Origin of the sequence: Halomonas sp. MMSF_3323 (assembly GCF_030733595.1) — a bacterium.
In the GTDB taxonomy this organism is placed as follows: Bacteria; Pseudomonadota; Gammaproteobacteria; order Pseudomonadales; family Halomonadaceae; genus Halomonas; species Halomonas litopenaei.
Genome location: NZ_JASHIT010000010.1, coordinates 119,519 through 141,156 on the forward strand (window position 1 = coordinate 119,519; position 21,638 = coordinate 141,156).

Sequence of the window (21,638 nt, forward strand, 5' to 3'; positions counted from 1 at the left end):
CTTTTATGCTGGATCGCTGGACCATGCCCAGAACCCAGGCGCCCCTGGCGCCTCTGGTCAAGATGCTGGAGCGCTGCAAGGTAACGCCTGATCAGGTGACTCTAGTGGGATTTCTTATCGGCTTGCTGGCACTGCCGCTGCTGGCCGTTCAGGCCTATGGATGGGCGCTGGCGGCTATCCTCCTCAATCGACTCGCCGATGGCCTGGACGGGGCGCTGGCGCGCCGTCGGGGTACGCCCAGCGATGCCGGGGGATTTCTCGATATCGGGCTGGACTTCGTCTTCTACGCCGCCGTGGTGCTCGGTTTTGCCCTGGCCGACAGCGAGCGCAATGCCTTGCCGGCAGCGCTGCTGCTGTTTGCCTTTATCGGCACCGGGACGTCCTTTCTGGCCTTCGCCATCATGGCGGCGCGCCATGATCTCGAGCGCCCACGCTTCCAGCGCAAGGCCTTCTACTATCTGCACGGCCTGACCGAAGGTACCGAGACCGTGCTGGCGCTGGTGGCCTTTTGTCTGTGGCCGGCGCACTTTCCTGTGCTGGCAGGGCTGTTCGCCGCGGCCTGTCTGCTGACCACCGCCACTCGGCTATGGGGCGGCTATCATACCCTCAGGGCAATCGAGCGAGGCGCTGGCGTCGAGGACAGAAGCTGATCCCCGGTCGTGGCTCGCGAGGCGAGGGGTCTTTTATCAGACGTGATACTCAGACACGCGAAAGGGCAGCCTGGGCTGCCCTTTCTTTTGACCATGCCGGCACTTGATCATGCATGCTCGTGGTGCTTCCGACGAGCGTAGCGCTGATCAGTGCTCGTGGCCGCCTTCGCCGTGCACGTGGCCGTGCTCGATTTCTTCCTGGCTGGCTTCACGGACTTCGGCGATCTCGACGTCGAAGTTCAGGTTCTGGCCGGCCAGCGGGTGGTTGCCGTCGACGGTGACGGTGTCGCCTTCGACCTGGGTCACGGTGACCATCAGCGGACCGCCCTGGGTCTGCGCCTGGAACTGCATGCCCGGCTCGATGCTCTCGACACCCTGGAAGGCGTCACGCGGCACTTCCTGGACCAGCTGCTCCTGTACTTCGCCGTAACCTTCGGCGGGGGCAACCTTGGCGTTGACCTTGTCGCCGGCGGCCTTGCCTTCGAGTTCCTTTTCCAGACCCGGAATGATGTTGCCGGCGCCGTGGAGGTAGGTCAGCGGCTCGCGGCCTTCCGAGCTGTCCAGCACTTCACCTGCATCATTGGTCAGGGTGTAGTGGAACGCGACAACGGAATTTTGCGCAATTTGCATTGATGAACCTTTGGTGAGTGCGTGTGAGGACGCATGGTAACGCGTGGGTGCTGGGGCTGTCAGGGGCGTGGGACATTTTTCACCTTGTGTGGTCATATCCTGAACGGTATTCACGCGCGCCCTCTGCCACCTTCGGGTTGTTGCGCAGTATCGGTGGTGGGGATACCCTCTTGTGAGATTTTTCGATTCTGCCTTTCACGCTTTTCTTGCGGAGCTGAACATGACGCTATTTGTGATCTGGGTGCTGGCCTTTGCGGTACTGCTGGCGGTGATGATCAAGGCCTGGGACAAGGGCCTGAGCTGTGCCCTGGGCAGCCTGCTGCCGGCGGTACTGCGCAGTGACGATGACCAGTGGATCTGGTGCCCCGCCCTTGCCGTGCTGGGGGCCACCTTCATCGTCTTCCCCATCGATATGCTGATGACACTGCTGGTGATCGGCATCATCGCCCTGGTGGGCTGCAAGCTGGGCTGCTGGGTGATGGGCAAGGTCCACTAGTTCGGTGACGACGTGAATCACCTGGCCTTCTCCAGGTGATCACCGAAAGGGCCCTGAGGCGGATACGCCTCAGGGCCCTTTGTATATAACGCAGAGAGTATGTAACGCAGAGATGTTTGCGGGGGAGCGAAGCGCTGTTGTCGCTTACAAGGACAAGCCCCTTTCTCGAGCGCTTTCGTCAAGCCCTCAGTAGGGGGCAACACTCTGACGTGAACCGCTGCCGATCAGGCGAACACGCTGCCCCACCTGGAAGGCCTGGTCTGCCTTCTGCACGACGACCACGGTCTGGCCGCTGTCCTTGCGAATCTCCATCTCCCAGGCGTCGGTGCGGTTGACGCCTTTCTCGATCTGGTTGCCGGCCACGGCGCCACCGATGGCACCTGCGGCGGTGGCGATGGTGCGACCGGAGCCGCCGCCGACCTGGTTGCCGAGCAGGCCACCGATCACCGCGCCACCACCGGTGCCGAGGATGCCGCCGGCGGAGCTTTCACCCTGGATCTGGACGCGACGCAGGGCGGTGATGGTGCCGAACTGCACGTTCTGGGCGGTCTGTGCCTGGTTGCCAGAATAGACGTTACCCGAGTACTGGTTGGTGGCGGTGCAGCCGCCAAGCACCACGACGCTCAGCGCCAGGACAGGAAGGATGGATGTTTTCATGGCGATTCTCCTTGAATGTCTTCTGCGCCGAATTCTGAACGCATCGGTTCGGGTCACATTTGCTTTTGGTAGTACCGCACCAAAGTTCGCAAACGCTGTTCGAAAATAGTGTAACGCCTGTTTGGAGGCTTTGACAGGGCGATGGTTCCCCGGGTCCAACGATGATCGGGTCTCGTCCGTCTCATGGTAGCCGTCCGCCTGTCTCCCTTGTCGCCCCGCGACTGCCACTAAGTCGCGCCGACAGCGCTTTCCTGACATTCATCATATGCCGAACCGGACCTGCCAGGCCAATGGGCATCGGAGGGGGTCGCATGGCTGCAGTTGTCGGCCTCGCTGGAGCCAGACGTGTTAGTTCGAGAGTAGGCGGTTGCCAGGGAAGAAGGAAAGGCTGGCTTGGCAGAGCAAGATCACGGACAGCAAAAAGGGAGGCCGACGGCCTCCCTTGCTTACAGTCACAGGGCTCAGTGTCTGGGCTCAGTGACTGGGTGCCGCTGGCCCGCGATCCTTAGCCGAACTGGTTCATGGTGTTGTCCTTGCCGCCGGCCTTGAGTGCCGCGTCGCCGTGGAAGAACTCCTTGTGGTCGTCACCGATATTGGAGCCGGCCATGTCCTGGTGGCGAACGGTGGCGATACCCTCGCGGATCTCGCGGCGCTGCACACCCGCCACGTAGGCCAGCATGCCCTCGTCGCCGAAGTAGCCCTTGGCCAAGTTGTCGGTAGACAGGGCGGCCGTGTGGTAGGTCGGCAGGGTGATCAGGTGGTGGAAGATACCTGCCTCGCGGGCGGCGTCACGCTGGAAGTTGCGCGTCCACTCGTCGGCCAGTTGGCCAAGCTCAGTGTCGTCGTAGCGTGCATTCATCAGGTCGGCACGCTCGTAGGCGGAGACGTCCTTGCCTTCGGCTTCCCAGGCGTCGAACACCTGCTGGCGGAAGTTCAGCGTCCAGTTGAACGACGGCGAGTTGTTGTAGACCAGCTTGGCGTTGGGCACCGCCTCGCGGATGCGGTTGACCATGCCGGCGATCTGGCCGACGTGGGGCTTTTCGGTCTCGATCCACAAAAGATCGGCACCGTTCTGCAGGCTGGTGATGCAGTCCAGCACCACCCGGTCTTCGCCGGTGCCAGGCTTGAACTGATAGAGGCCGGAGGCGAGACGCTTGACCTTGACCAGCTTGCCGTTCTGCTTGATCACCACGTCGCCGTTGTCGATATCGGAGGCCGAGGAAATCTCTTCACCGTCGAGGAAGCTGTTGTACTGATCGCCCAGGTCGCCTGGCTCGTTGGTGACCGCGATCTTCTGGGTCAGGCCGGCACCCAGGGAATCGGTACGGGCCACGATCACCCCATCATCCACGCCCAGTTCAAGGAAGGCGTAGCGTACGGCGTTGATCTTGGCGATGAAGTCCTCGTGGGGCACGGTGACCTTGCCGTCCTGGTGGCCGCACTGCTTCTCGTCGGACACCTGGTTCTCGAGCTGGATACAGCAGGCACCGGCCTCGATCATCTTCTTGGCCAGCAGGTAGGTGGCCTCGGCGTTGCCGAAACCGGCGTCGATGTCGGCGATGATCGGCACGATGTGCGTTTCGTGGTTGTCGATCTGGTTGGTCAGATCGTCGACCTTGGCGCTGTCACCGGCTTCCTTGGCTTCTTCTCGGGCACGGAACAGGTGGTTGAGCTCCCAGGTGTCGGCCTGGCGCAGGAAGGTGTAGAGCTCTTCGATCAGCGATGCCACGCTGGTCTTCTCGTGCATGGACTGGTCGGGCAGCGGACCGAACTCGCTGCGCAGGGCGGCGACCATCCAGCCGGACAGGTAGAGGTAGCGGCGCTTTGTGTTGCCAAAGTGCTTCTTGATGGAAATCAGCTTCTGCTGACCGATGAAGCCGTGCCAGCAGCCCAGTGACTGGGTGTAGTTGGCGGTGTCGGCGTCGTAGGCGGCCATGTCCTCGCGCATGATGGCGGCGGTGTAGCGAGCGATGTCGAGACCAGTGCGGAAACGGTTCTGCACGCGCATGCGGGCGGCGCTTTCCGGATCGATGTTGTCCCACTTGCCGCGCTGGGCTTCACGAAGCTGGGTCAGGGTCTTCAGTTCTTCACGAAAGGTCATGATCGGGCCGTCCTGATGTTGAATCGACTGTTTGGTTCGACGTTCTGATACGACTTGCCTGGCATCCATGGTGAGGGGCGGTGTCGGGGCGGTCGCTTTCGACCGGCCTTTGGCTCCAGTGGCTTGCAGGCTCTTGCGGTTGGCGTCATTGCAAGAGGATCGACTGCTCGCCATGCCATGCTGCACCTGCGAAGTGTAGTCAGGTTCCTGCACCTTGGCCGAGAAGTCTTTACGGCCTTGGTCGAATCTTGGCGGAACGGTAGAGGTCGACTACAAAGTGAGCGATCTGACTCGCCATCGAGGTCTGTCCGCTGCGCCATGGTAGTGACTATGGCCCACAGTGGCGGGGGTTCGCCATTGGTACTTGGGGGGACAAGGCGTTGTAGTCCGACTACAGGAAAGCGCCGCAGAGGCACATTCCTGTAGTCGAGTTTCCTGAACGGAGGAGTTGACGGAGAGGTCAGTCGTTCAGGGAGAGGGTCATATTGCGATGCGGAATGCCGGCGTCGAGGAAGATATCTCCCTCGGCGCGGAAGCCCAGGGCTTCGTAGAAACCGAGCGCATGGGTCTGGGCGGCGAGCTCGACGCTCGAGTGACCACGCTGTCGCGCAGCCTCGATGGTGGCGCGCATCAGCGCCACGCCGACGCCGAGTCCCCGGGCTTCGGCAAGCACCGCGACGCGACCGATATGGCCATCGGGCAGCAGTCTCGCCGTACCCAGTACACGCTCGTCCTGGCGCGCCAGGAAATGCAGGCAGTCGGGGTCGAGGCCATCCCACTCTTCCTCGATCGGCACCTGTTGTTCGATGACGAAGACGCGATAGCGAATGTCACCGGCCGCTTCGCCCAATTGTTCCCAGCTTCCCTGTTCGATCACCACCTCAGGCATCGTCGTCCTCCATGTCGTCAACCGGCCAGCCAAGGCTGCCGGCGTCGAACAGCCGTGTCAGCACCTCGGCGGCGCCGGGGTAGTCGAGCAGCGAGGCGTCGAACTCGCCGCGGTTGGCGATCTCGCGGGCCAGCGCCAGATCGCAGTCGATGCCGTCGCCGTCGGCAAACAGGGTGGCCCGGTCGTCCGCCAGGGCGTGCCAGGCGAAGCGAGAGCCCGGCGCGGCCACCAGCACCTCGCCTTCCTGTAGTGCAGCAACAAGCTCGTCTGGCGCTGTCGGTGTCTCGCTGGGCTCGAGCTGGTCCACGTACTTGGGCTGGGTCATCACCCGGCCGAACCACTGGGCCATCTGGGCCGGATCGTCCAGGGTATCGAGGATCAGCTGGCGCATGCGTGACAGCGCCGCCTGATCGAGTTCGCCCGGGTCCTCGGCCGGGGTCATTCCGGCATCGCCGTAGCGGCGAGAGGGGGGTTGCTGCTCACCCAGGTAGTCGGCGAAGGAGGTGATCGCCTCGTCCGCCGAGGGGGCGCGAAAGCCCACCGAGTAGGTCATGCAGTCATCGCTCTGACTGACCCCATGGTGCGCCCAGCCGGGGGGCAGGTAGAGCATGTCGCCGGGCTCCAGCACCCAGTCCTGTTCGGCGTTGACCTCGAAGGTCTCGAGGATACGCAGGTCGATGCCGCGCACGATGGGTGCGTCATCGGCCACCTTGCCGCCAAGCTGCCAGCGGCGCTGACCGCTGCCCTGGAGCAGGAAGACATCGTACTGGTCCAGGTGCGGGCCGACACTGCCCCCCGGAGGCGCGTAGCTGACCATGATGTCATCCAGGCGCCAGCGCGGCAGGAAGGTGAAGTCCTCCAGCAGGGCGGCGACCTCCGGCACATAGTGATCCACCGCCTGTACCAGCAGGGTCCAGTCGCGCTCCGGCAGGCGGGCGAAGGTGGCCTCGTCGAAGGGGCCGTGGCTGACCTGCCAGGGTCCGTCGGGGCCCTGTTCCTCGACCAGGCGTGCCTCGATGTTGTCCTCGCAGGCGAGCCCGGCCAGTTCGTCTGGCGTCAGCGGGTTGTCGAAGTCGGGGAAGGCGCCACGGATCAGCAGCGGTTGCTGTTGCCAGACATCGCGCAGGAACTCTGCCGATGTCAGGCCGCCCAGCAGGGTGAGGGGGGTATCAGTTGACATGAGGAATCCTGATGGTGATTGGGAGTAGCGGGCTAGGTATCGGCCCCGGCCCCGAAGAGAGGGCTCCAGAAACGCCTCACCCCACCGATTGGCGGGGTGAAGCGGGGTTCTGTCAGCGGCTCCGGCTCAGTGCTGCGGCAGGGCGCGAGCCTGCTCGACGGCATTGCCGATGTAGTTGCCGGGGGTCAGCTGCTTGAGCTCTGCCTTGACCTCGTCGGGCAGTTCCAGGCCATCGATGAAGGCGGCGAAACCGGCCTGGTCGATGCGCTTGCCGCGGGTCAGCTCCTTCAACTTTTCGTAGGGCTTCTCGATGCCGTAGCGACGCATCACCGTCTGGATCGGCTCGGCCAGCACTTCCCAGCTGGCGTCCAGGTCCTCGGCCAGACGCTGGGGGTTGGCCTCGAGCTTGCCGATGCCTTTCAGCGAGGCCTGGTAGGCGATCAGGCCGTAGGCCAGACCGACGCCCAGGTTGCGCAGCACGGTGGAGTCGGTCAGGTCACGCTGCCAACGGGAGATCGGCAGCTTCTGGGCCAGGTGGGCGAGGATGGCATTGGCCAGGCCCAGATTACCCTCGGAGTTCTCGAAGTCGATCGGGTTGACCTTGTGCGGCATGGTCGAGGAGCCGATCTCTCCGGCCACGGTGCGCTGCTTGAAGTATCCCAGCGAGATGTAGCCCCAGACGTCACGATCGAAGTCGATCATGATGGTGTTGAAGCGACAGACCGCGTCGAACAGCTCGGCGATATAGTCGTGGGGTTCGATCTGGGTGGTATAGGGGTTGAAGGTCAGGCCCAGGCCTTCGACGAAGGTGCGGGCGTTGGCCTCCCAGTCGATGTCCGGGTAGGTCGCCAGGTGGGCGTTGTAGTTGCCCACGGCCCCGTTGATCTTGCCCAGTACCTCGGCGCTTTCGATCTGCTTGAGCTGACGGCGCAGACGGTAGGCCACGTTGGCCATTTCCTTGCCCAAGGTGGTGGGGCTGGCGGTCTGGCCATGGGTGCGCGACAGCATCGGCACGGCGGCGTGCTCTTCGGCCAGACGGGCGATCTCGTCGGCCACCTGGCGCATGGTCGGCAGCAGGCTGTCGAGGCCATCGCGCAGCATCACGCCGTAGGACAGGTTGTTGATGTCCTCGCTGGTGCAGGCGAAGTGCACGAACTCGGTGACGGCATGCAGCTCGGCATTGTCGGCGATGGCTTCCTTGATCCAGTACTCGACCGCCTTGACGTCGTGGTTGGTGGTGCGCTCGATGTCCTTGATGCGCGCCGCGTCGGCTTCGCTGAAGTTCTTGACCAGGCCATCCAGGAAGGCCGTGGCGGTGGCCGACAGTTCCGGCACCTCGGTGATCTGCGGGTGCGCGGCCAGGCGCTCCAGCCAGCGGATCTCGACGATGACGCGGGCGCGGATCAGGCCAAATTCGCTGAAGTGTTCGCGCAGTGATTCGGCCTTGCTGCCGTAGCGACCGTCGACGGGAGAGAGGGCGGTGAGAGCGGAGAGTTGCATGGCGGTTTTCCGGTACGGGTAGGAAAGGAAGATCGAGCGATCAGAGGGTGTCCAGGGCGCGCTTGAGGCTGCCCCGCTGGAAGATCAGCTTCCAGCGACGTCCGCCCTGCTGGTGCCACAGCAGGCCGAAGCGAATGCCGGAGAGCAGGCAGGCGCGGACCCGCTCCGGCATCATCCGGCTTTGCAGCAGCGAAGGGTCGCCCTGGACCACGATTCGGTTCTTGAAGGTGGAAAGCGTCTGCTGGTAGGCCTCGCCGAGGCTCGCCACGACGTTCTCGTGGGTCGGGCCGAAGTGTTCGGCCTGGCCCTGGATGCGGGTCAGGTGGGTGCCGAGCGCGTCCATCATGTCGGGCTGGGTGCGCAGCTTGTTCATCAGCAGCATCAGGCTGAAGCCGTAGCGCATCACCACCGGGTTGGCCTGGCGTCGGCCGAGCACTGCCTCCAGGGTCTCGAGCCCCAGGCGCAGATTGTTGGGATGCCCGCCATAGATGGATTCGAAGGTTGGCGGGTTGGTTTCCAGGGTGGCGGTGATCTGGGTGTCCCAGGCGCGGCTGTCGACCTGGCCGGTGCGCGCCAGCTCGTCGACCAGATGGGCGGCCTGAAATACGCCGGCCAGGGCGATCGCCTGGCGAGCCGCCGGGGACTCGGGGGCGCGGTGGATAGGTACCGAATCGGTCATGCCGCTCGCTCCTCGGCGTTCCAGGTGGACCGGATGACGCCGCCGCCGAGGCAGACGTCACCGTCGTAGATGACCAGCGATTGGCCCGGTGTCACGGCCCGCTGTGGGTCGTCGAAGTGTACCGCGACGCCGCCATCGGCCCGGGTCGTCAGCGTGCATGGCACGTCGTCCTGACGATAGCGGGTCTTGGCGCTGAAGCGCCCCTCGGCGCAAGGCGGCTCACCGGCGACCCAATCCATCGCCTCGGTGGCCAGGCTGTCGGTGTACAACAGAGGGTGATGCTTGCCTTGAACCGCGATCAGCACGTTGCGCTCGAGGTCCTTGCCGGCCACGTACCAGGGGTCTTCCGAATAGTTGGCGAGACCGCCGATGCCGAGGCCCTGGCGCTGGCCCAGGGTGTAGTACATCAGGCCCATGTGATCGCCGATGACGTCGCCGTCCGGTGTCTCGATGGTCCCCGGCTGGGCCGGCAGGTACTGCTTGAGAAAGTCGCTGAAGCGGCGCTCGCCGATGAAGCAGATACCGGTGGAGTCCTTCTTCTTTGCGGTAACCAGATCGTGCTGTTCGGCGATGGCGCGAACCTCGGGCTTTTCGATCTCGCCCACCGGGAACAGGGTGCGCGCGATGGCGGCTTCCGGCACGGCGTGCAGGAAGTAGCTCTGGTCCTTGTTGCCGTCGAGTCCCTTGAGCAGTCGCGGGCGGCCGTCGCGCTCGCCGCGGCGAACATAGTGACCGGTGGCGATCATCTCGGCGCCGAGCATCTCCGCGTAGTCGAGGAACACCTTGAACTTGATTTCGCGGTTGCAAAGGATATCGGGATTCGGTGTGCGTCCGGCCTTGTACTCGGCGAGGAAGTGCTCGAACACATTGTCCCAGTACTCGGCGGCAAAGTTGGCCGTGTGCAGGGGGATGTCGAGCTTCTTGCACACCGCTTCGGCGTCCGCCAGGTCTTCCATGGCGGTGCAGTATTCGGTGCCGTCGTCCTCATCCCAGTTCTTCATGAACAGCCCTTCCACCTGATAGCCCTGTTGGATCAGGCGGAGGGCGGAAACGGAGGAATCGACGCCGCCGGACATGCCGACGATGACTTTGCCGGTGGACGCTGACATAACGACTCTCGGAGTGGTGGGGCAAATGGGCGGTGATTATACACGAATTGCACCCGTCAACCGAAGCCTCAGCGTTCGTGCAGCACCTCCATCGGGAAGGTCTTGCCGGCCAGGGCGTCGCGGATGCGCTTGATCACCAGTGGGCTGCGCAGGCGGCCCTCGCGCTCCAGCGCCTCGACGTCCTCCAGGGTCAGCCAATGGATGGCCATGATATCCCGGTCCAGTTCGGTGCCCAGGTGGGCCAGCGCCATGCCGAAGAAGGCGTGGCTGTGGAAGGTCTTGCCGTCCGGGGCCTCGTACACGTACATGCCCAGGTAGTCGGTGATGCCGACCCGCCAGGCGGTCTCTTCGGCGACCTCGCGCAGGGCGCCGTCGCGGATGCGCTCACCGGGTTCCAGGTGGCCGGCGGGCTGGTTGAACAGGGTATGGGGGCCGCCACGGTCTTCTTCCACCAGCAGGAAACGACCGGCTCGTTCGACCACCGTGGCCACGGTCACGTAGGGGGTCCAGCGCATTATCGGCGTCTCCTTGTTGTAGGGGCTGAGCCCCGGGGGCGCTTTGGCGCGTGCAGCGTCTGGCGCTGCCATTGTCCCGGGGCCAGGCCGTCGAGCCGCCAGGGGCCGATGGCGACGCGTACCAGCCTCAGCGTCGGGTGGCCCACATGGGCGGTCATCCTGCGCACCTGGCGGTTGCGCCCCTCGCTGATGGTCAGCTCCAGCCAGCAGGTAACGGGATGGCGCTTCGGGTCCAGGGGCGGCGTGCGCTCGGGCAGCCCGCTGGTCGTCAGTCGCCGGACCTTGGCCGGCCGGGTGGGTCCATCCTTGAGAGTGACCCCTTCGGCGAGCGCCTTCAAGGCCCGATCGTCCGGCTGTCCCTCGACGAGCACTCGATACGTCTTCGGCTGCTTGTGGCGCGGGTGGCTGATACGATGAATCAACTCGCCATCGTCACTGAGCAACAACAGGCCTTCGGAATCGTAGTCGAGGCGGCCGGCCGGATAGATGTCCGGTACGTCGATCAGCGAGGCCAGGGTATTGCGTCCCTGGTCATCGGTGAACTGGGACAGCACCCGATAGGGCTTGTGCAGCAGATAAAGTTGACTCATGGGCGGGCTCGATGATCTGGCTCGGAAGGCGTGGCGGCGGGCCGTTTAGGCCTTTTCCAAAGATTGTCGACAAAGCCTACTCCGGGCGCGGGGGGTAATGCTATACTCCGCGCTCCACTGAATAGACCTGACAGGGGAGTTCTCAATGGGTTTCCAGAAAATTGTCGTCCCTGAGGGCGGCGAAAAGATCACCGCCAACGCCGACAACAGCCTGAACGTACCGAATAATCCGATCATTCCCTTCATCGAGGGTGACGGTATCGGTGTCGACGTGACCCCGGCGATGAAGATCGCCATCGACGCCGCTGTGCAGAAGGCTTACAACGGCGAGCGCAAGATCCACTGGATGGAAGTCTACGCCGGCGAGAAGGCCACCCACGTCTATGACGCGGACACCTGGCTGCCGGAAGAGACCCTGGAAGCGGTCAAGGACTACATCGTTTCCATCAAGGGCCCGCTGACCACGCCGGTCGGTGGCGGCATCCGTTCACTGAACGTGGCGCTGCGCCAGAAGCTGGACCTGTACGTCTGTCAGCGCCCGGTGCGCTGGTTCGAAGGCGTGCCGAGCCCGGTCAAGAAGCCTGCCGACGTCGACATGGTCATCTTTCGCGAGAACTCCGAAGATATCTACGCCGGCATCGAATGGAAGGCCGGTACCGCGGAAGCCGACAAGGTCATCAAGTTCCTGCGTGAAGAGATGGGTGTCACCAACATCCGCTTCCCCGAGAACTGTGGCATCGGCGTCAAGCCGGTCTCCATCGAAGGCACCAAGCGTCTGGTCCGTCAGGCCCTGCAGTACACCATCGACAACGACCGCGAGTCGCTGACCCTGGTGCACAAGGGCAACATCATGAAGTTCACCGAAGGCTCCTTCAAGGATTGGGGCTACGAGCTGGCCAAGGAAGAGTTCGGCGCCGAACTCCTCGATGGCGGCCCCTGGATGACCTTCAAGAACCCGAAGACCGGCAAGGACATCGTGGTCAAGGACGTCATCGCCGACGCCATGCTGCAGCAGATCCTGCTGCGTCCGGCCGAATACGACGTCATCGCCACCCTGAACCTGAACGGTGACTACCTGTCCGACGCCCTGGCGGCGGAAGTGGGCGGCATCGGCATCGCGCCGGGCGCCAACATCTCCGACACCACCGCCATGTTCGAGGCGACCCACGGCACCGCGCCGAAGTACGCCGGCCAGGACAAGGTCAACCCGGGCTCGCTGATCCTCTCCGCCGAGATGATGCTGCGCCACATGGGTTGGGTCGAGGCCGCCGATCTGGTGCTCAAGGGCGTGGAGAAGGCCATCAGCAAGGGCGAGGTCACCTACGACTTCCATCGCCTGATGGAAAACGCCACGCTGTTCAAGTGCTCCGAGTTCGGTCAGGCCGTCGCCGACAACATGTAAGCGACGTACCGATCGTCCGATGACAGCGTCTGGTGCCGGTGATCGCTATCGCCCGTACCGGCTGTTCATCGCGGCGCTCTGAAAAGGCCCTCGCCCGCTCGGGCGGGGGCTTTTTGCTTTGTACGTTTTTTGCGTGAAAGCGTCCGTCGGATTTCCGATAATGGGAGACGGAACGGAACCCTGCCGCGCCGCCGACGTCCAATGCTCGACGCGGGTGGGCGCAGGCACCCGATTGACAGTGTGAGGCCTATGTTCAACGCAAGAGAGGAGGATCCTGTCTGGATCCGCGCCCCCTTCGCCGGAATGACCCGTCCGCCCAGTGAGCCGGGCGAGCAGGATGACGGTGATCTGGCGACCCAGGAGGCTGACCCCGAGGTGGCCAGGCCACCCATGTATAAGGTTGTCTTGCATAACGACGACTTCACCCCCATGGAGTTTGTGGTGGAGGTGCTGCAGACCTTCTTCCATCTGGACAGCGAGACCGCCGTGCAGATCATGCTGACGGTCCACAGCCACGGAAAGGCAACCTGCGGTGTCTTTACCCATGACATCGCCGAGACCAAGAGCCATCAGGTCAACGAGTATGCGAGAGAGTGCCAGCATCCGCTGTTGAGCGATATCGAGGCAGCGGACTGAGACGGGTCGATATCGGATCGCCCTGACAGTGCTGCCGCTGGCGGCGACGAGTGGTCACAGATCCGCACAAGCCGGCCCCGCGTTAACGAGAGACGGCTGCTGCGTTGACGAAGAACTTGCAACGGCGCCATTTGTACCCGATGTTGATGGTGCCGGACCACAAAAGATCCGATGCAAGCCCTATGCGGCGAGAAGGGGACTGCCATGCTGAGCAAAGAACTTGAACTGACCCTGAACACGGCCTTCACCGTGGCGCGTTCCAAGCGCCATGAGTTCATGACCGTGGAGCACTTGTTGCTGGCGCTTCTGGATAATGCTTCAGCATCAGATGTGCTGCGTGCCTGTGGGGCCAATCTCGACAAGCTGCGGTCCGACCTGCAGGATTTCATCAATTCCACCACCCCGCTGATTCCGGAAGACCAGACCGAGCGCGAGACCCAGCCGACGCTGGGCTTCCAGCGAGTGCTTCAGCGGGCCGTGTTCCACGTGCAGTCTTCTGGCAAGAGCGAAGTGACCGGTGCCAACGTACTGGTTGCGATCTTCTCCGAGCAGGAGAGCCAGGCGGTCTACTTCCTCAAGCAGCAGAACGTGGCACGGGTCGATGCGGTCAACTACATCGCCCACGGTATCTCCAAGGTCACCGGCCACGGCCAGAGCCCGTCTTCGGCGGCTCCCGAGGCCGAGGACGCCGAGGAAGCCGGCAGCGAGGCCGGCGGCAATCCGTTGACCGGTTTTGCCACCAACCTCAACGAGCAGGCCCGCATGGGCAAGATCGACCCCCTGATCGGGCGTGATCACGAGCTCGAGCGGGTGGTGCAGATTCTGGCACGGCGGCGCAAGAACAACCCCTTGCTGGTCGGTGAGGCCGGCGTCGGCAAGACTGCCATCGCCGAGGGCCTGGCCAAGCGCATCGTCGAGGAAGACGTGCCCGATGTGATCGGCGACGCCGTGGTGTACTCGCTGGACATGGGCGCGCTGCTGGCGGGTACCAAGTATCGTGGTGACTTCGAGAAGCGCTTGAAGAGCCTGCTGGCGGAACTGCGCAAGCTGCCCAACGCCATCCTGTTCATCGATGAGATCCATACGGTGATCGGCGCCGGTGCGGCGTCCGGTGGAGTGATGGACGCATCGAACCTGCTCAAGCCGCTGCTGTCCTCCGGCGAGCTGCGCTGTATCGGCTCCACCACCTTCCAGGAATTCCGCGGTATCTTCGAGAAGGATCGTGCCCTGGCACGTCGTTTCCAGAAGGTCGATGTGATGGCCCCCTCGGTCGAGGACTCCATCAAGATCCTCAAGGGGCTGCGTTCACGCTTCGAGGAGCACCACCAGCTCAAGTACACCGACGCCGCGCTGGACAGCGCCGCGCGGCTGGCGGATCGCTACATCAACGACCGCTTCCTGCCGGACAAGGCCATCGATGTCATCGATGAGGCCGGTGCCCACCAGCGCCTGTTGCCGCCGGAAATGCGCGTGGACACCATCGACGTCGATCAGGTCGAGGCGGTGGTCGCTTCCATCGCGCGGATTCCGCCGAAGAGCGTATCCAGCTCCGATCGCAAGCTGCTCGAGAACCTGGATCGCGATCTCAAGATGCTGGTGTTCGGTCAGGATGAGGCCATCGACAGCCTGGCGGCGGCGATCAAGCTGTCCCGCGCCGGGCTCAAGTCGCCGGACAAGCCGGTCGGCAGCTTCCTGTTCGCCGGCCCCACCGGCGTCGGCAAGACCGAGGTGGCGCGTCAGCTGGCCCATATCATGGGGGTCGAACTGCTGCGCTTCGACATGTCCGAGTACATGGAACGGCACACGGTTTCGCGGCTGATCGGCGCACCTCCTGGCTATGTCGGCTATGACCAGGGTGGTCTGCTGACCGAGGCGGTCACCAAGCAGCCCCACTGCGTGCTGCTGCTCGACGAGATCGAGAAGGCGCACCCCGAGGTCTTCAACCTGCTGCTGCAGGTCATGGACCACGGTCGTCTGACCGACAACAACGGGCGCGAGGCGGATTTCCGTCACGTCATTCTGATCATGACCTCCAACGCCGGGGTCGAGATCGCGACGCGTCGCTCGATCGGTTTCCAGACCCAGGACCACTCCACCGATGCCATGGAGGCGATTCGCAAGACCTTCACGCCGGAGTTCCGCAACCGTCTGGATGGCATCATCCAGTTCGCGTCGCTGGCCAAGCCTGTCGTACGCAATGTGGTCGACAAGTTCCTGGTGGAACTGCAGGCCCAGCTCGACGAGAAACGGGTGCAGCTCGAGGTGGACGACGAGGCGCGCGATTGGCTGGCGACCATGGGTTACGACCCGGACATGGGCGCCCGCCCCATGGCGCGACTGATCCAGGAAAAGCTGAAGAAGCCCCTGGCCGAGATGATCCTGTTCGGCGATCTGGCCGAGCACGGTGGTCTGGTGCACGTCAGTCTGGAGGACGGAGAGCTTCACCTGTCCACCGACGTGGAGATGGCCGACGCGCCTTGAGTGTCGAGGCAGGCTACTGGGGTGTGGCCAAGCCTGAAGCCTGCCTGTTGGGCCTGCCTGCTGAGACTACCAGCAAGTTGGTTGTTTCGACTGGTCAGGATGTGGAACTACGCGACGCCCCGTCAACGACGGGGCGTCGTCGTTTGTATCCAGCAGGGTCTGGACGGCAACAGCCGTGCGAGTCCCCGGTAGCGGGTCGTTGCCCGGCTTTTGGACGAGGCGGTGCCGCCCTGCTGCGTCAGGCAAAGCAGGGCTGGTGCTGCACCAGAGTCTTGCTGTCTTGCGAAAGGGGGCTGCGCTTGCCGGTGGGGTGGGGCGCGCCGCTAAGGCGCGTTACCGGCAAGTAGCGTCGGCGCTGAAGCGCTGACGCCGGCCGTTCTCAACGGGAACGGTAGACGATGCGACCCTTGGACAGGTCGTAGGGAGTCAGCTCGACCTTGACCTTGTCACCGGTCAGGATGCGGATGTAGTTCTTGCGCATCTTGCCCGAGATGTGGGCGGTCACCACGTGGCCGTTTTCCAGTTCGACCCGGAACATGGTGTTGGGAAGGGTGTCGACGACCACGCCTTCCATTTCGATATGGTCTTCGCGTGCCATATAGGCGAATCCTCGCTGGTGAAATCGAAAAGATGCCTGACCTTGAGGCGTCACTGCCGTTACTGTGGTCAGGATAGCGCGATATTCTGCCGGATGCAGAACCAGATGGCAAAGGCAGATGGCAGGTTAGCTCTCAAGGATAAGCAAAGTTCACGATATTCTGCCGCTTTCCAGTATCCCCGGAGCCAGAGGGCAAAGGCAGATGGTCATTGATAGCAGGCTAGCCCCTCAAAGTGCGCGATATTCTGCCGCTCTCTAGAGAGCAGGGAACGTGCTTGAGCTATCTGGTTGGGCAGTTACTCGCTGTCGATCGGTACCAGGCGTCGCCAGAGCCGGCCATCCAGGCGCTCGAGGGGCGAGAAGCTGCTCTTGTAGCTCATCTTGCGGCACTCCTCGATCCAGTAGCCCAGATAGACGTGGGGAAGTCCCTTCAGGGATGCCATCTGGATCAGCGCCAGCACCGCCTGGGTGCCAAGAGAACGGCGCTCGAGGCTGTGGTCCGGGTCGAAGAAGGTGTAGATGGCGGACAAGCCGTGGCGCAGCTCGTCGAAGGCCGATACCGCTACCAGCTTTCCGTCCAGGCGCATCTCCAGCAGTCTCGCGTAGGGCTGATCGAGGCTCAGGAAGGTACGGTACTGCTCGTGACTCGGTGGGAACATGTCACCGTCATGGTGGCGCGTGCAGATATAGCGGGCGTAGAGGTCGTAGTGGCGGGAGTCGAACTGCGCCGGCACCACCTCGATGGTCAGGTCGGCATTGCGCCGCATCAGGCGTCGCTGGGTGCGATTGGGGCTAAAGTCCGCTACCGGGATTCGCACGGAGATGCAGGCGTGGCAGCCTTCACAGTGAGGGCGGTAAAGATGCAGACCGCTGCGACGGAAGCCAAGTAGCGTAAGCGCGTCATATACGCCCTGTCCCGGGGATTCCTTGGGATCCAGGAACAGGGTGGTCGCTTCCTTGCCCGGCAGATAGCTGCAGGCGTGCGGCACAGTAAGAAAGAACCGCAGGTCGCGTACGGGTTGACGCGGTGTATTGCTGCTCAAGGCTGCCGTCTCCCTGTCGGATGGCATCGAGTGATGGATCAGGCGTTGGTATGGGTCGTGTCAATGGTGGTCGTCATACATGGCCTTCTGATACCAGGTCATTCACCGATGCCGGTGAATGACCATGCCGGCGTCGTCAGGCTGTCTCTGTCCAGATCATCCAGCCACCTCTCAAGATAGCCGATGAAGGCTGATCGAGCGATACCTCGAGCGCCGAGGCTGGCCAGGTGGGGCGTGTGCATCTGGCAGTCGATCAGACGCCCGCCGCCGGCCGCCATGGTGCGGGCCAGATGCACCAGGGCGATCTTGGAGGCGTCGGCCTCGCGGCTGAACATCGATTCGCCGAAAAACACCGGTCCCAGGGCGACACCATAGAGCCCGCCGACCAGCCGGTCGTCACGCCAGATTTCCACCGAGTGAGCGATCCCCTCCCGGTGCAGGTCGCAGTAGGCGTCACGCATTTCATCGGTGATCCAGGTGCCTGACGCATGACCATCGTTGCGCGGTGCAGCACAGGCATCGATGACGGCGTCGAACGCCTGGTCGGCGGTGGCGCGAAAGCCCCCGTTTCGCAGTCGTTTGGCGAGGCTTCGACGCACGCGTAGCTCTTCGGGGTGCAACACCATGCGCGGATCGGGGCTCCACCAGAGAATCGGCTGGTCGTCGCTGTACCAGGGGAAGATTCCGCGGCGGTAGGCCTCTATCAGCCATTCGGGAGATAGCCCGCCGCCAGCGGCCAGCAGGCCGTCCGGGTCGTCGAGGGCAATATCGACCGAAGGAAAGGTCACAGGATGTTCGTTGAGCCAGGGCAGCATGGGGCTCCCTTTGCAATACCGGGTGGAAGATGGGGCAGTGTGCCCCCAGCCCGCGCTTCGCTCAAGGTATGCTGGGCCTATTCGCTCACCGGCTGGCTCGGTATCATGACCGCCAGTCAGAAGGATGGAAGACGCCGTTATGGCGCAAGGGGAAGGCCGTTTGAGTGCCAACAAGAAGTCCATGTCGTCGCGCGCGACGGCGGCAGCCGCCAAGGAGACCGCCCGCAAGGTCGGGTTGCGTCTGCATGGCTCTGCCAGGGAAGGTGTGATCATCGTACTGCTGGCTGCCTGTGTATTCCTGCTGCTGGCACTGTTCAGCTTCGAGCCGGCGGACCCCGGCTGGTCGAGCAGTGGCCCCGAGACCGCGGTGGCCAACTGGATGGGCCCCATCGGGGCCTGGCTCGCCGACGTGCTGTATTCGTTGTTTGGCATCAGCGCCCTGTGGTGGCCAGGCATGCTGGCGTTTGCCGCCTGGTATCTGATCCGTTCCCGTCGAGTGGAGTTCGAGTGGGATGCGACCGCCCTGGCCGTGCGCTGCGGCGGGCTGATTCTGCTGCTGCTGGGGTGCACCACCCTGGGGGCGCTCTACTTCCATCAGCCCGACAGCGTGTTGCCATACTCCACCGGTGGCATCCTCGGGGTCGGGCTGGTCGGCGCCCTGCGGCCACTGGTGGGCGTCGGCGGAACAGGTCTGCTCGCCGTTGTCGCTATCCTGGGCGGAATGCCGCTGTTTACCGGGCTGTCCTGGCTCAATGTCATGGACGAGGCGGGCCACCGTTGTCTGTTGCTGGAACGCTGGCTCAAGTCCCGCTTCACGTCGTCTAAAGACGAGGACGACGCAGGGCAGAGCGCCGACCAGCACAGTGAACCTGAGCCCAGGGCCAAGGCGTCATCGCCGATCGACAGCGAAGATGGCGAGGAAAGCGATACGACGCCCCGGCCCTCCTTGTGGCAGCGCCTGCGCGGCAAGGGGACTCCGACCGACCTGGATGAGGCCGCGGGGTCGTCCATGGGCGACGACGGCAACACCGATATTCCCTGGGACGTGGCGGAATCCACGCCGTCGGCCAAGCAGCCTGGCGCTGCCTATACCGAACGCTTTGCCGAGGCCGCGCCTCGCCGCCGCCATCAAGGTAGCGTTCAGGACGGCACCACAACGCCGCGGGACACCCGTCCCACCGAACCTGAGGGTGGTCGGCGAGAGCCTACCCTGGCCCCGGAGCCCACGGCTTCCAGAGAGCGGCGAGAGCCGACCCTGGGCGGCAGTTTTGCGGCAGAGGCACCTTCGGCGGCAAGGGCAGAAGAGCCGATGTCGCTGCGTGCTGAGAGGGATGCGCCGGTGCCTTCGCCTGAACGTGCAAGCGAGCCGAGCTCTTTAGAGGCCCCCGGAGCCGGGCCTACTGCTCAGGCACGCTCTCCACGGGCGCGCTCTTCACAGGCGCCCGAAGCCGCGCCAGCCGCGCCTAGCTCTTCTCAGGCGCCCGAAGCCGCGCCAGCCGCGCAGGGCTCTCAACAGGCGCGCTCTCCGCAGGCGCCCGAAGCCGCGCCAGCCGCGCCTAGCTCTTCTCAGGAGTCCGAGGCTGCGCCTTCTGCTCAGGCGCCCGAGGCTGCGCCGTCCGCGCCGGCGACTGGCGCTCCACAGGAGCCGCGTCGGGAAGAGCCCGCTCGCGGGGAGGAGCCGTCGAGCCACCAGACGCAGCCTCGTCGAGAGGAGCGTCGTGTCGAGGAAATCCCCGAGCCGGTGCTGCCTGATGATGGTGGCGCCCTGGCTGGCGGCGCCATCGCTGCAGGGGCGGGTGCCGGTCTGTTGGCGGCCACCCATGAGGCGCCGCGTAGTGTCTCGAGTCAGGCCCCCAGTTCTTCTCCCCGTCCGTCTTCTGCTGAGGACGCTGGTCAGCGCGTGCAGCAGGAAGCGGCCCGCAGCGACGCCGGCACGCCGGCCGAGCCTCCCCGGGCTGAGCCAGGTCACGACGCCGCGGGCGCGAATGTTGCCGGAGGCCACGACAGCGTGGGCGAAGGACGTGTGGCTACCGCCGAGCAAGCCCGTGAGGCCGCCGACAACGACGGCCCGACGCTGTGGACGGTAGAGCACCTGCAAAGCCAGCGTCCCGGTTTCGATGACCTGCCGGAACCCGACGGCGAGCTGCCAAGCCTCAGGCTATTGACCCCGCCGGAGCCGCATCAGCCCAACTACACCGAGCAGCAACTGGCCGACATGGCGGAGTTGCTCGAGATGCGCCTGCGCGAATACGGCGTCAAGGCCGAGGTCGTCGATACCTGGCCGGGCCCGGTCATCACCCGCTTCGAGATCAAGCCGGCAGCGGGGGTGAAGGTGTCCAAGATCAGCAACCTGGCCAAGGACCTGGCGCGTTCGCTGATGGTCAAGAGCGTACGGGTGGTGGAGGTGATACCCGGGCGTCCCACCGTGGGTATCGAGATCCCCAACCCCAATCGCGCGATGATCCGCCTGCGTGAGGTGATCGACTCGGACCGTTACCAGCACGAGGCCTCCGGTCTCACCATGGCGCTGGGTCAGGACATCGGCGGCGCCGCGGTGGTGGCCAACCTGGGCAAGATGCCCCACGTGCTGGTCGCCGGTACCACCGGCTCGGGCAAGTCGGTCGGGGTTAACGCCATGCTGATCTCGATGCTGCTCAAGGCGACCCCCGACGAGCTTCGGCTGATCATGGTCGACCCCAAGATGCTGGAGCTGTCGGTCTATGACGGTATCCCGCACCTGCTGGCGCCGGTGGTCACCGACATGAAGGAGGCCGCCAACGCCCTGCGCTGGTGCGTGGCCGAAATGGAGCGTCGCTACAAGCTGATGGCCGCCATGGGAGTGCGCAACATCGCCGGCTTCAACAGCAAGCTCGATGAGGCCGAGCGGGCCGGTGCCCAGGTTGCCGATCCGTTATGGGAGCCCCAGCCCTGGGAGATGCACCAGACCCCGCCGGTGCTGGAAAAGCTGCCCTACATCGTGGTGGTGATCGACGAATTTGCCGACATGTTCATGATCGTCGGCAAGAAGGTCGAGGAGCTGATCGCCCGACTGGCGCAGAAGGCCCGCGCCGCCGGTATCCATCTGGTGTTGGCGACCCAGCGTCCCTCGGTGGACGTGGTCACCGGCCTGATCAAGGCCAACATCCCCACCCGCATGGCCTTCCAGGTGTCGTCGCGGGTCGACTCCCGCACCATCCTCGATCAGGGCGGCGCCGAGAACCTGCTGGGCCATGGTGACATGCTCTACTTGCCGGCGGGCTCCGGTCAGCCGACCCGCGTGCACGGCGCCTTCGTCGATGACGATGAGGTGCACCGAGTGGTGGAAGACTGGAAGCGGCGCGGCGAGCCCGAGTACATCGACGAGATCCTCTCCGGTGGTGTTTCCGCCGATGCCCTGACCGGGCTCGAGGCCGAAGGCACCGGCGATGACAGCGACGCCGAGCAGGACGCCCTCTATGACGAGGCCGTGGCCTTTGTCACCGAGACGCGCCGGGCCTCGATCTCGGCGGTCCAGCGGCGCTTCAAGATCGGCTACAACCGTGCCGCACGCCTGGTCGAGGCCATGGAGATGGCCGGGGTGGTATCGTCCATGGGCAGCAACGGCGGGCGAGAGGTGCTGGCACCGCCGCCCACCGCAGGCTAACCCGATCGGCGCGACACTGTCTCC

At 64.1% G+C, this 21,638-nt stretch carries 19 protein-coding genes; 6 read left to right on the forward strand and 13 right to left on the reverse strand.

The genetic code is table 11. From position 1 onward, the window contains the following. Positions 1 to 5: 5 nt before the first annotated feature. Complete coding sequence (locus RBB39_RS07115) at positions 6 to 650, forward strand: CDP-alcohol phosphatidyltransferase family protein (protein ID WP_124804141.1); 645 nt, start codon at positions 6 to 8, stop codon at positions 648 to 650. Between the two features lie 147 nt (positions 651 to 797). Here RBB39_RS07115 and RBB39_RS07120 read toward each other — a convergent pair whose 3' ends face one another. Continuing rightward, entirely contained in the window at positions 798 to 1,280 is a 483-nt protein-coding gene (locus RBB39_RS07120; RefSeq protein WP_045992921.1) for a peptidylprolyl isomerase, read from the reverse strand. Positions 1,281 to 1,500: 220 nt separating this feature from the next. On the opposite strand from RBB39_RS07120, the gene RBB39_RS07125 reads away from it, so the two are divergent. Beyond that, positions 1,501 to 1,776 carry a hypothetical protein gene (locus tag RBB39_RS07125; protein ID WP_045992920.1) on the forward strand — a complete coding sequence of 92 codons (276 nt, stop codon included), beginning with the start codon at positions 1,501 to 1,503 and terminating at the stop codon, positions 1,774 to 1,776. A gap of 186 nt (positions 1,777 to 1,962) precedes the next feature. On the opposite strand, the gene RBB39_RS07130 is transcribed toward RBB39_RS07125, so the two are convergent. The 9 genes from RBB39_RS07130 to RBB39_RS07170 all read right to left on the reverse strand — a co-directional run bounded on the left by RBB39_RS07130 (position 1,963) and on the right by RBB39_RS07170 (position 10,996). Further along, entirely contained in the window at positions 1,963 to 2,433 is a 471-nt protein-coding gene (locus RBB39_RS07130; RefSeq protein ID WP_045992919.1) for a glycine zipper 2TM domain-containing protein, read from the reverse strand. 505 nt (positions 2,434 to 2,938) lie between these two features. Beyond that, positions 2,939 to 4,534, reverse strand: coding sequence for an isocitrate lyase (locus RBB39_RS07135; protein ID WP_124804139.1), 1,596 nt, complete (start codon positions 4,532 to 4,534; stop codon positions 2,939 to 2,941). Between the two features lie 460 nt (positions 4,535 to 4,994). Next, positions 4,995 to 5,423 (reverse strand): GNAT family N-acetyltransferase, encoded by a 429-nt coding sequence (locus RBB39_RS07140; RefSeq protein WP_124804137.1) that lies wholly within the window; start codon positions 5,421 to 5,423, stop codon positions 4,995 to 4,997. Next, positions 5,416 to 6,603: a cupin domain-containing protein gene (locus RBB39_RS07145; RefSeq protein ID WP_306168975.1), complete on the reverse strand. Its 1,188-nt coding sequence runs from the start codon at positions 6,601 to 6,603 to the stop codon at positions 5,416 to 5,418. Before RBB39_RS07145 ends, RBB39_RS07140 begins: the two co-directional genes overlap by 8 nt. A gap of 126 nt (positions 6,604 to 6,729) precedes the next feature. After that, positions 6,730 to 8,103, reverse strand: coding sequence for an adenylosuccinate lyase (gene purB, locus RBB39_RS07150; RefSeq protein ID WP_306168976.1), 1,374 nt, complete (start codon positions 8,101 to 8,103; stop codon positions 6,730 to 6,732). Positions 8,104 to 8,143: 40 nt separating this feature from the next. Continuing rightward, complete coding sequence (gene hflD / locus RBB39_RS07155; protein ID WP_045992914.1) at positions 8,144 to 8,782, reverse strand: high frequency lysogenization protein HflD; 639 nt, start codon at positions 8,780 to 8,782, stop codon at positions 8,144 to 8,146. Further along, positions 8,779 to 9,891 (reverse strand): tRNA 2-thiouridine(34) synthase MnmA, encoded by a 1,113-nt coding sequence (mnmA, locus tag RBB39_RS07160; RefSeq protein WP_045992913.1) that lies wholly within the window; start codon positions 9,889 to 9,891, stop codon positions 8,779 to 8,781. The genes hflD and mnmA overlap by 4 nt, the downstream gene beginning before the upstream one ends. A 68-nt stretch (positions 9,892 to 9,959) precedes the next feature. Then, complete coding sequence (locus tag RBB39_RS07165; RefSeq protein WP_045992993.1) at positions 9,960 to 10,409, reverse strand: NUDIX domain-containing protein; 450 nt, start codon at positions 10,407 to 10,409, stop codon at positions 9,960 to 9,962. Next, positions 10,406 to 10,996: a pseudouridine synthase gene (locus tag RBB39_RS07170; RefSeq protein WP_108133262.1), complete on the reverse strand. Its 591-nt coding sequence runs from the start codon at positions 10,994 to 10,996 to the stop codon at positions 10,406 to 10,408. Before RBB39_RS07170 ends, RBB39_RS07165 begins: the two co-directional genes overlap by 4 nt. Positions 10,997 to 11,141: 145 nt before the next feature. On the opposite strand from RBB39_RS07170, the gene icd reads away from it, so the two are divergent. The 3 genes from icd to clpA all read left to right on the forward strand — a co-directional run bounded on the left by icd (position 11,142) and on the right by clpA (position 15,515). After that, positions 11,142 to 12,398 carry an NADP-dependent isocitrate dehydrogenase gene (gene icd, locus RBB39_RS07175; protein ID WP_045992911.1) on the forward strand — a complete coding sequence of 419 codons (1,257 nt, stop codon included), beginning with the start codon at positions 11,142 to 11,144 and terminating at the stop codon, positions 12,396 to 12,398. A 249-nt stretch (positions 12,399 to 12,647) separates the two neighbouring features. Further along, positions 12,648 to 13,034 (forward strand): ATP-dependent Clp protease adapter ClpS, encoded by a 387-nt coding sequence (gene clpS / locus RBB39_RS07180; protein ID WP_083970414.1) that lies wholly within the window; start codon positions 12,648 to 12,650, stop codon positions 13,032 to 13,034. A gap of 204 nt (positions 13,035 to 13,238) precedes the next feature. Continuing rightward, positions 13,239 to 15,515 carry an ATP-dependent Clp protease ATP-binding subunit ClpA gene (gene clpA, locus RBB39_RS07185; RefSeq protein WP_045992909.1) on the forward strand — a complete coding sequence of 759 codons (2,277 nt, stop codon included), beginning with the start codon at positions 13,239 to 13,241 and terminating at the stop codon, positions 15,513 to 15,515. A 379-nt stretch (positions 15,516 to 15,894) separates the two neighbouring features. On the opposite strand, the gene infA is transcribed toward clpA, so the two are convergent. The 3 genes from infA to aat all read right to left on the reverse strand — a co-directional run bounded on the left by infA (position 15,895) and on the right by aat (position 17,971). Continuing rightward, entirely contained in the window at positions 15,895 to 16,113 is a 219-nt protein-coding gene (gene infA, locus RBB39_RS07190; RefSeq protein WP_013332816.1) for a translation initiation factor IF-1, read from the reverse strand. 296 nt (positions 16,114 to 16,409) lie between these two features. After that, positions 16,410 to 17,156: an arginyltransferase gene (locus RBB39_RS07195; protein ID WP_045992908.1), complete on the reverse strand. Its 747-nt coding sequence runs from the start codon at positions 17,154 to 17,156 to the stop codon at positions 16,410 to 16,412. Between the two features lie 98 nt (positions 17,157 to 17,254). Beyond that, entirely contained in the window at positions 17,255 to 17,971 is a 717-nt protein-coding gene (aat, locus tag RBB39_RS07200) for a leucyl/phenylalanyl-tRNA--protein transferase (protein ID WP_306168977.1), read from the reverse strand. A 181-nt stretch (positions 17,972 to 18,152) separates the two neighbouring features. On the opposite strand from aat, the gene RBB39_RS07205 reads away from it, so the two are divergent. Beyond that, positions 18,153 to 21,614, forward strand: a complete 3,462-nt coding sequence (locus tag RBB39_RS07205; RefSeq protein WP_306168979.1) for a DNA translocase FtsK — start codon at positions 18,153 to 18,155, stop codon at positions 21,612 to 21,614. The last annotated feature ends 24 nt before the right edge of the window (positions 21,615 to 21,638 follow it).

Excerpts from the sequence above, each read along its gene's own strand:
- aat (WP_306168977.1), bottom strand. The coding sequence starts at position 17,971 with ATGCTGCCCTGGCTCAACGAACATCCTGTGACCTTTCCTTCGGTCGAT.
- icd (WP_045992911.1), top strand. The coding sequence starts at position 11,142 with ATGGGTTTCCAGAAAATTGTCGTCCCTGAGGGCGGCGAAAAGATCACC.
- RBB39_RS07135 (WP_124804139.1), bottom strand. The coding sequence starts at position 4,534 with ATGACCTTTCGTGAAGAACTGAAGACCCTGACCCAGCTTCGTGAAGCC.
- RBB39_RS07205 (WP_306168979.1), top strand. The coding sequence starts at position 18,153 with ATGTCGTCGCGCGCGACGGCGGCAGCCGCCAAGGAGACCGCCCGCAAG.
- hflD (WP_045992914.1), bottom strand. The coding sequence starts at position 8,782 with ATGACCGATTCGGTACCTATCCACCGCGCCCCCGAGTCCCCGGCGGCT.
- clpA (WP_045992909.1), top strand. The coding sequence starts at position 13,239 with ATGCTGAGCAAAGAACTTGAACTGACCCTGAACACGGCCTTCACCGTG.
- RBB39_RS07140 (WP_124804137.1), bottom strand. The coding sequence starts at position 5,423 with ATGCCTGAGGTGGTGATCGAACAGGGAAGCTGGGAACAATTGGGCGAA.
- RBB39_RS07170 (WP_108133262.1), bottom strand. The coding sequence starts at position 10,996 with ATGAGTCAACTTTATCTGCTGCACAAGCCCTATCGGGTGCTGTCCCAG.
- RBB39_RS07125 (WP_045992920.1), top strand. The coding sequence starts at position 1,501 with ATGACGCTATTTGTGATCTGGGTGCTGGCCTTTGCGGTACTGCTGGCG.
- mnmA (WP_045992913.1), bottom strand. The coding sequence starts at position 9,891 with ATGTCAGCGTCCACCGGCAAAGTCATCGTCGGCATGTCCGGCGGCGTC.
- RBB39_RS07120 (WP_045992921.1), bottom strand. The coding sequence starts at position 1,280 with ATGCAAATTGCGCAAAATTCCGTTGTCGCGTTCCACTACACCCTGACC.
- RBB39_RS07130 (WP_045992919.1), bottom strand. The coding sequence starts at position 2,433 with ATGAAAACATCCATCCTTCCTGTCCTGGCGCTGAGCGTCGTGGTGCTT.
- clpS (WP_083970414.1), top strand. The coding sequence starts at position 12,648 with ATGTTCAACGCAAGAGAGGAGGATCCTGTCTGGATCCGCGCCCCCTTC.
- RBB39_RS07115 (WP_124804141.1), top strand. The coding sequence starts at position 6 with ATGCTGGATCGCTGGACCATGCCCAGAACCCAGGCGCCCCTGGCGCCT.
- purB (WP_306168976.1), bottom strand. The coding sequence starts at position 8,103 with ATGCAACTCTCCGCTCTCACCGCCCTCTCTCCCGTCGACGGTCGCTAC.
- infA (WP_013332816.1), bottom strand. The coding sequence starts at position 16,113 with ATGGCACGCGAAGACCATATCGAAATGGAAGGCGTGGTCGTCGACACC.
- RBB39_RS07145 (WP_306168975.1), bottom strand. The coding sequence starts at position 6,603 with ATGTCAACTGATACCCCCCTCACCCTGCTGGGCGGCCTGACATCGGCA.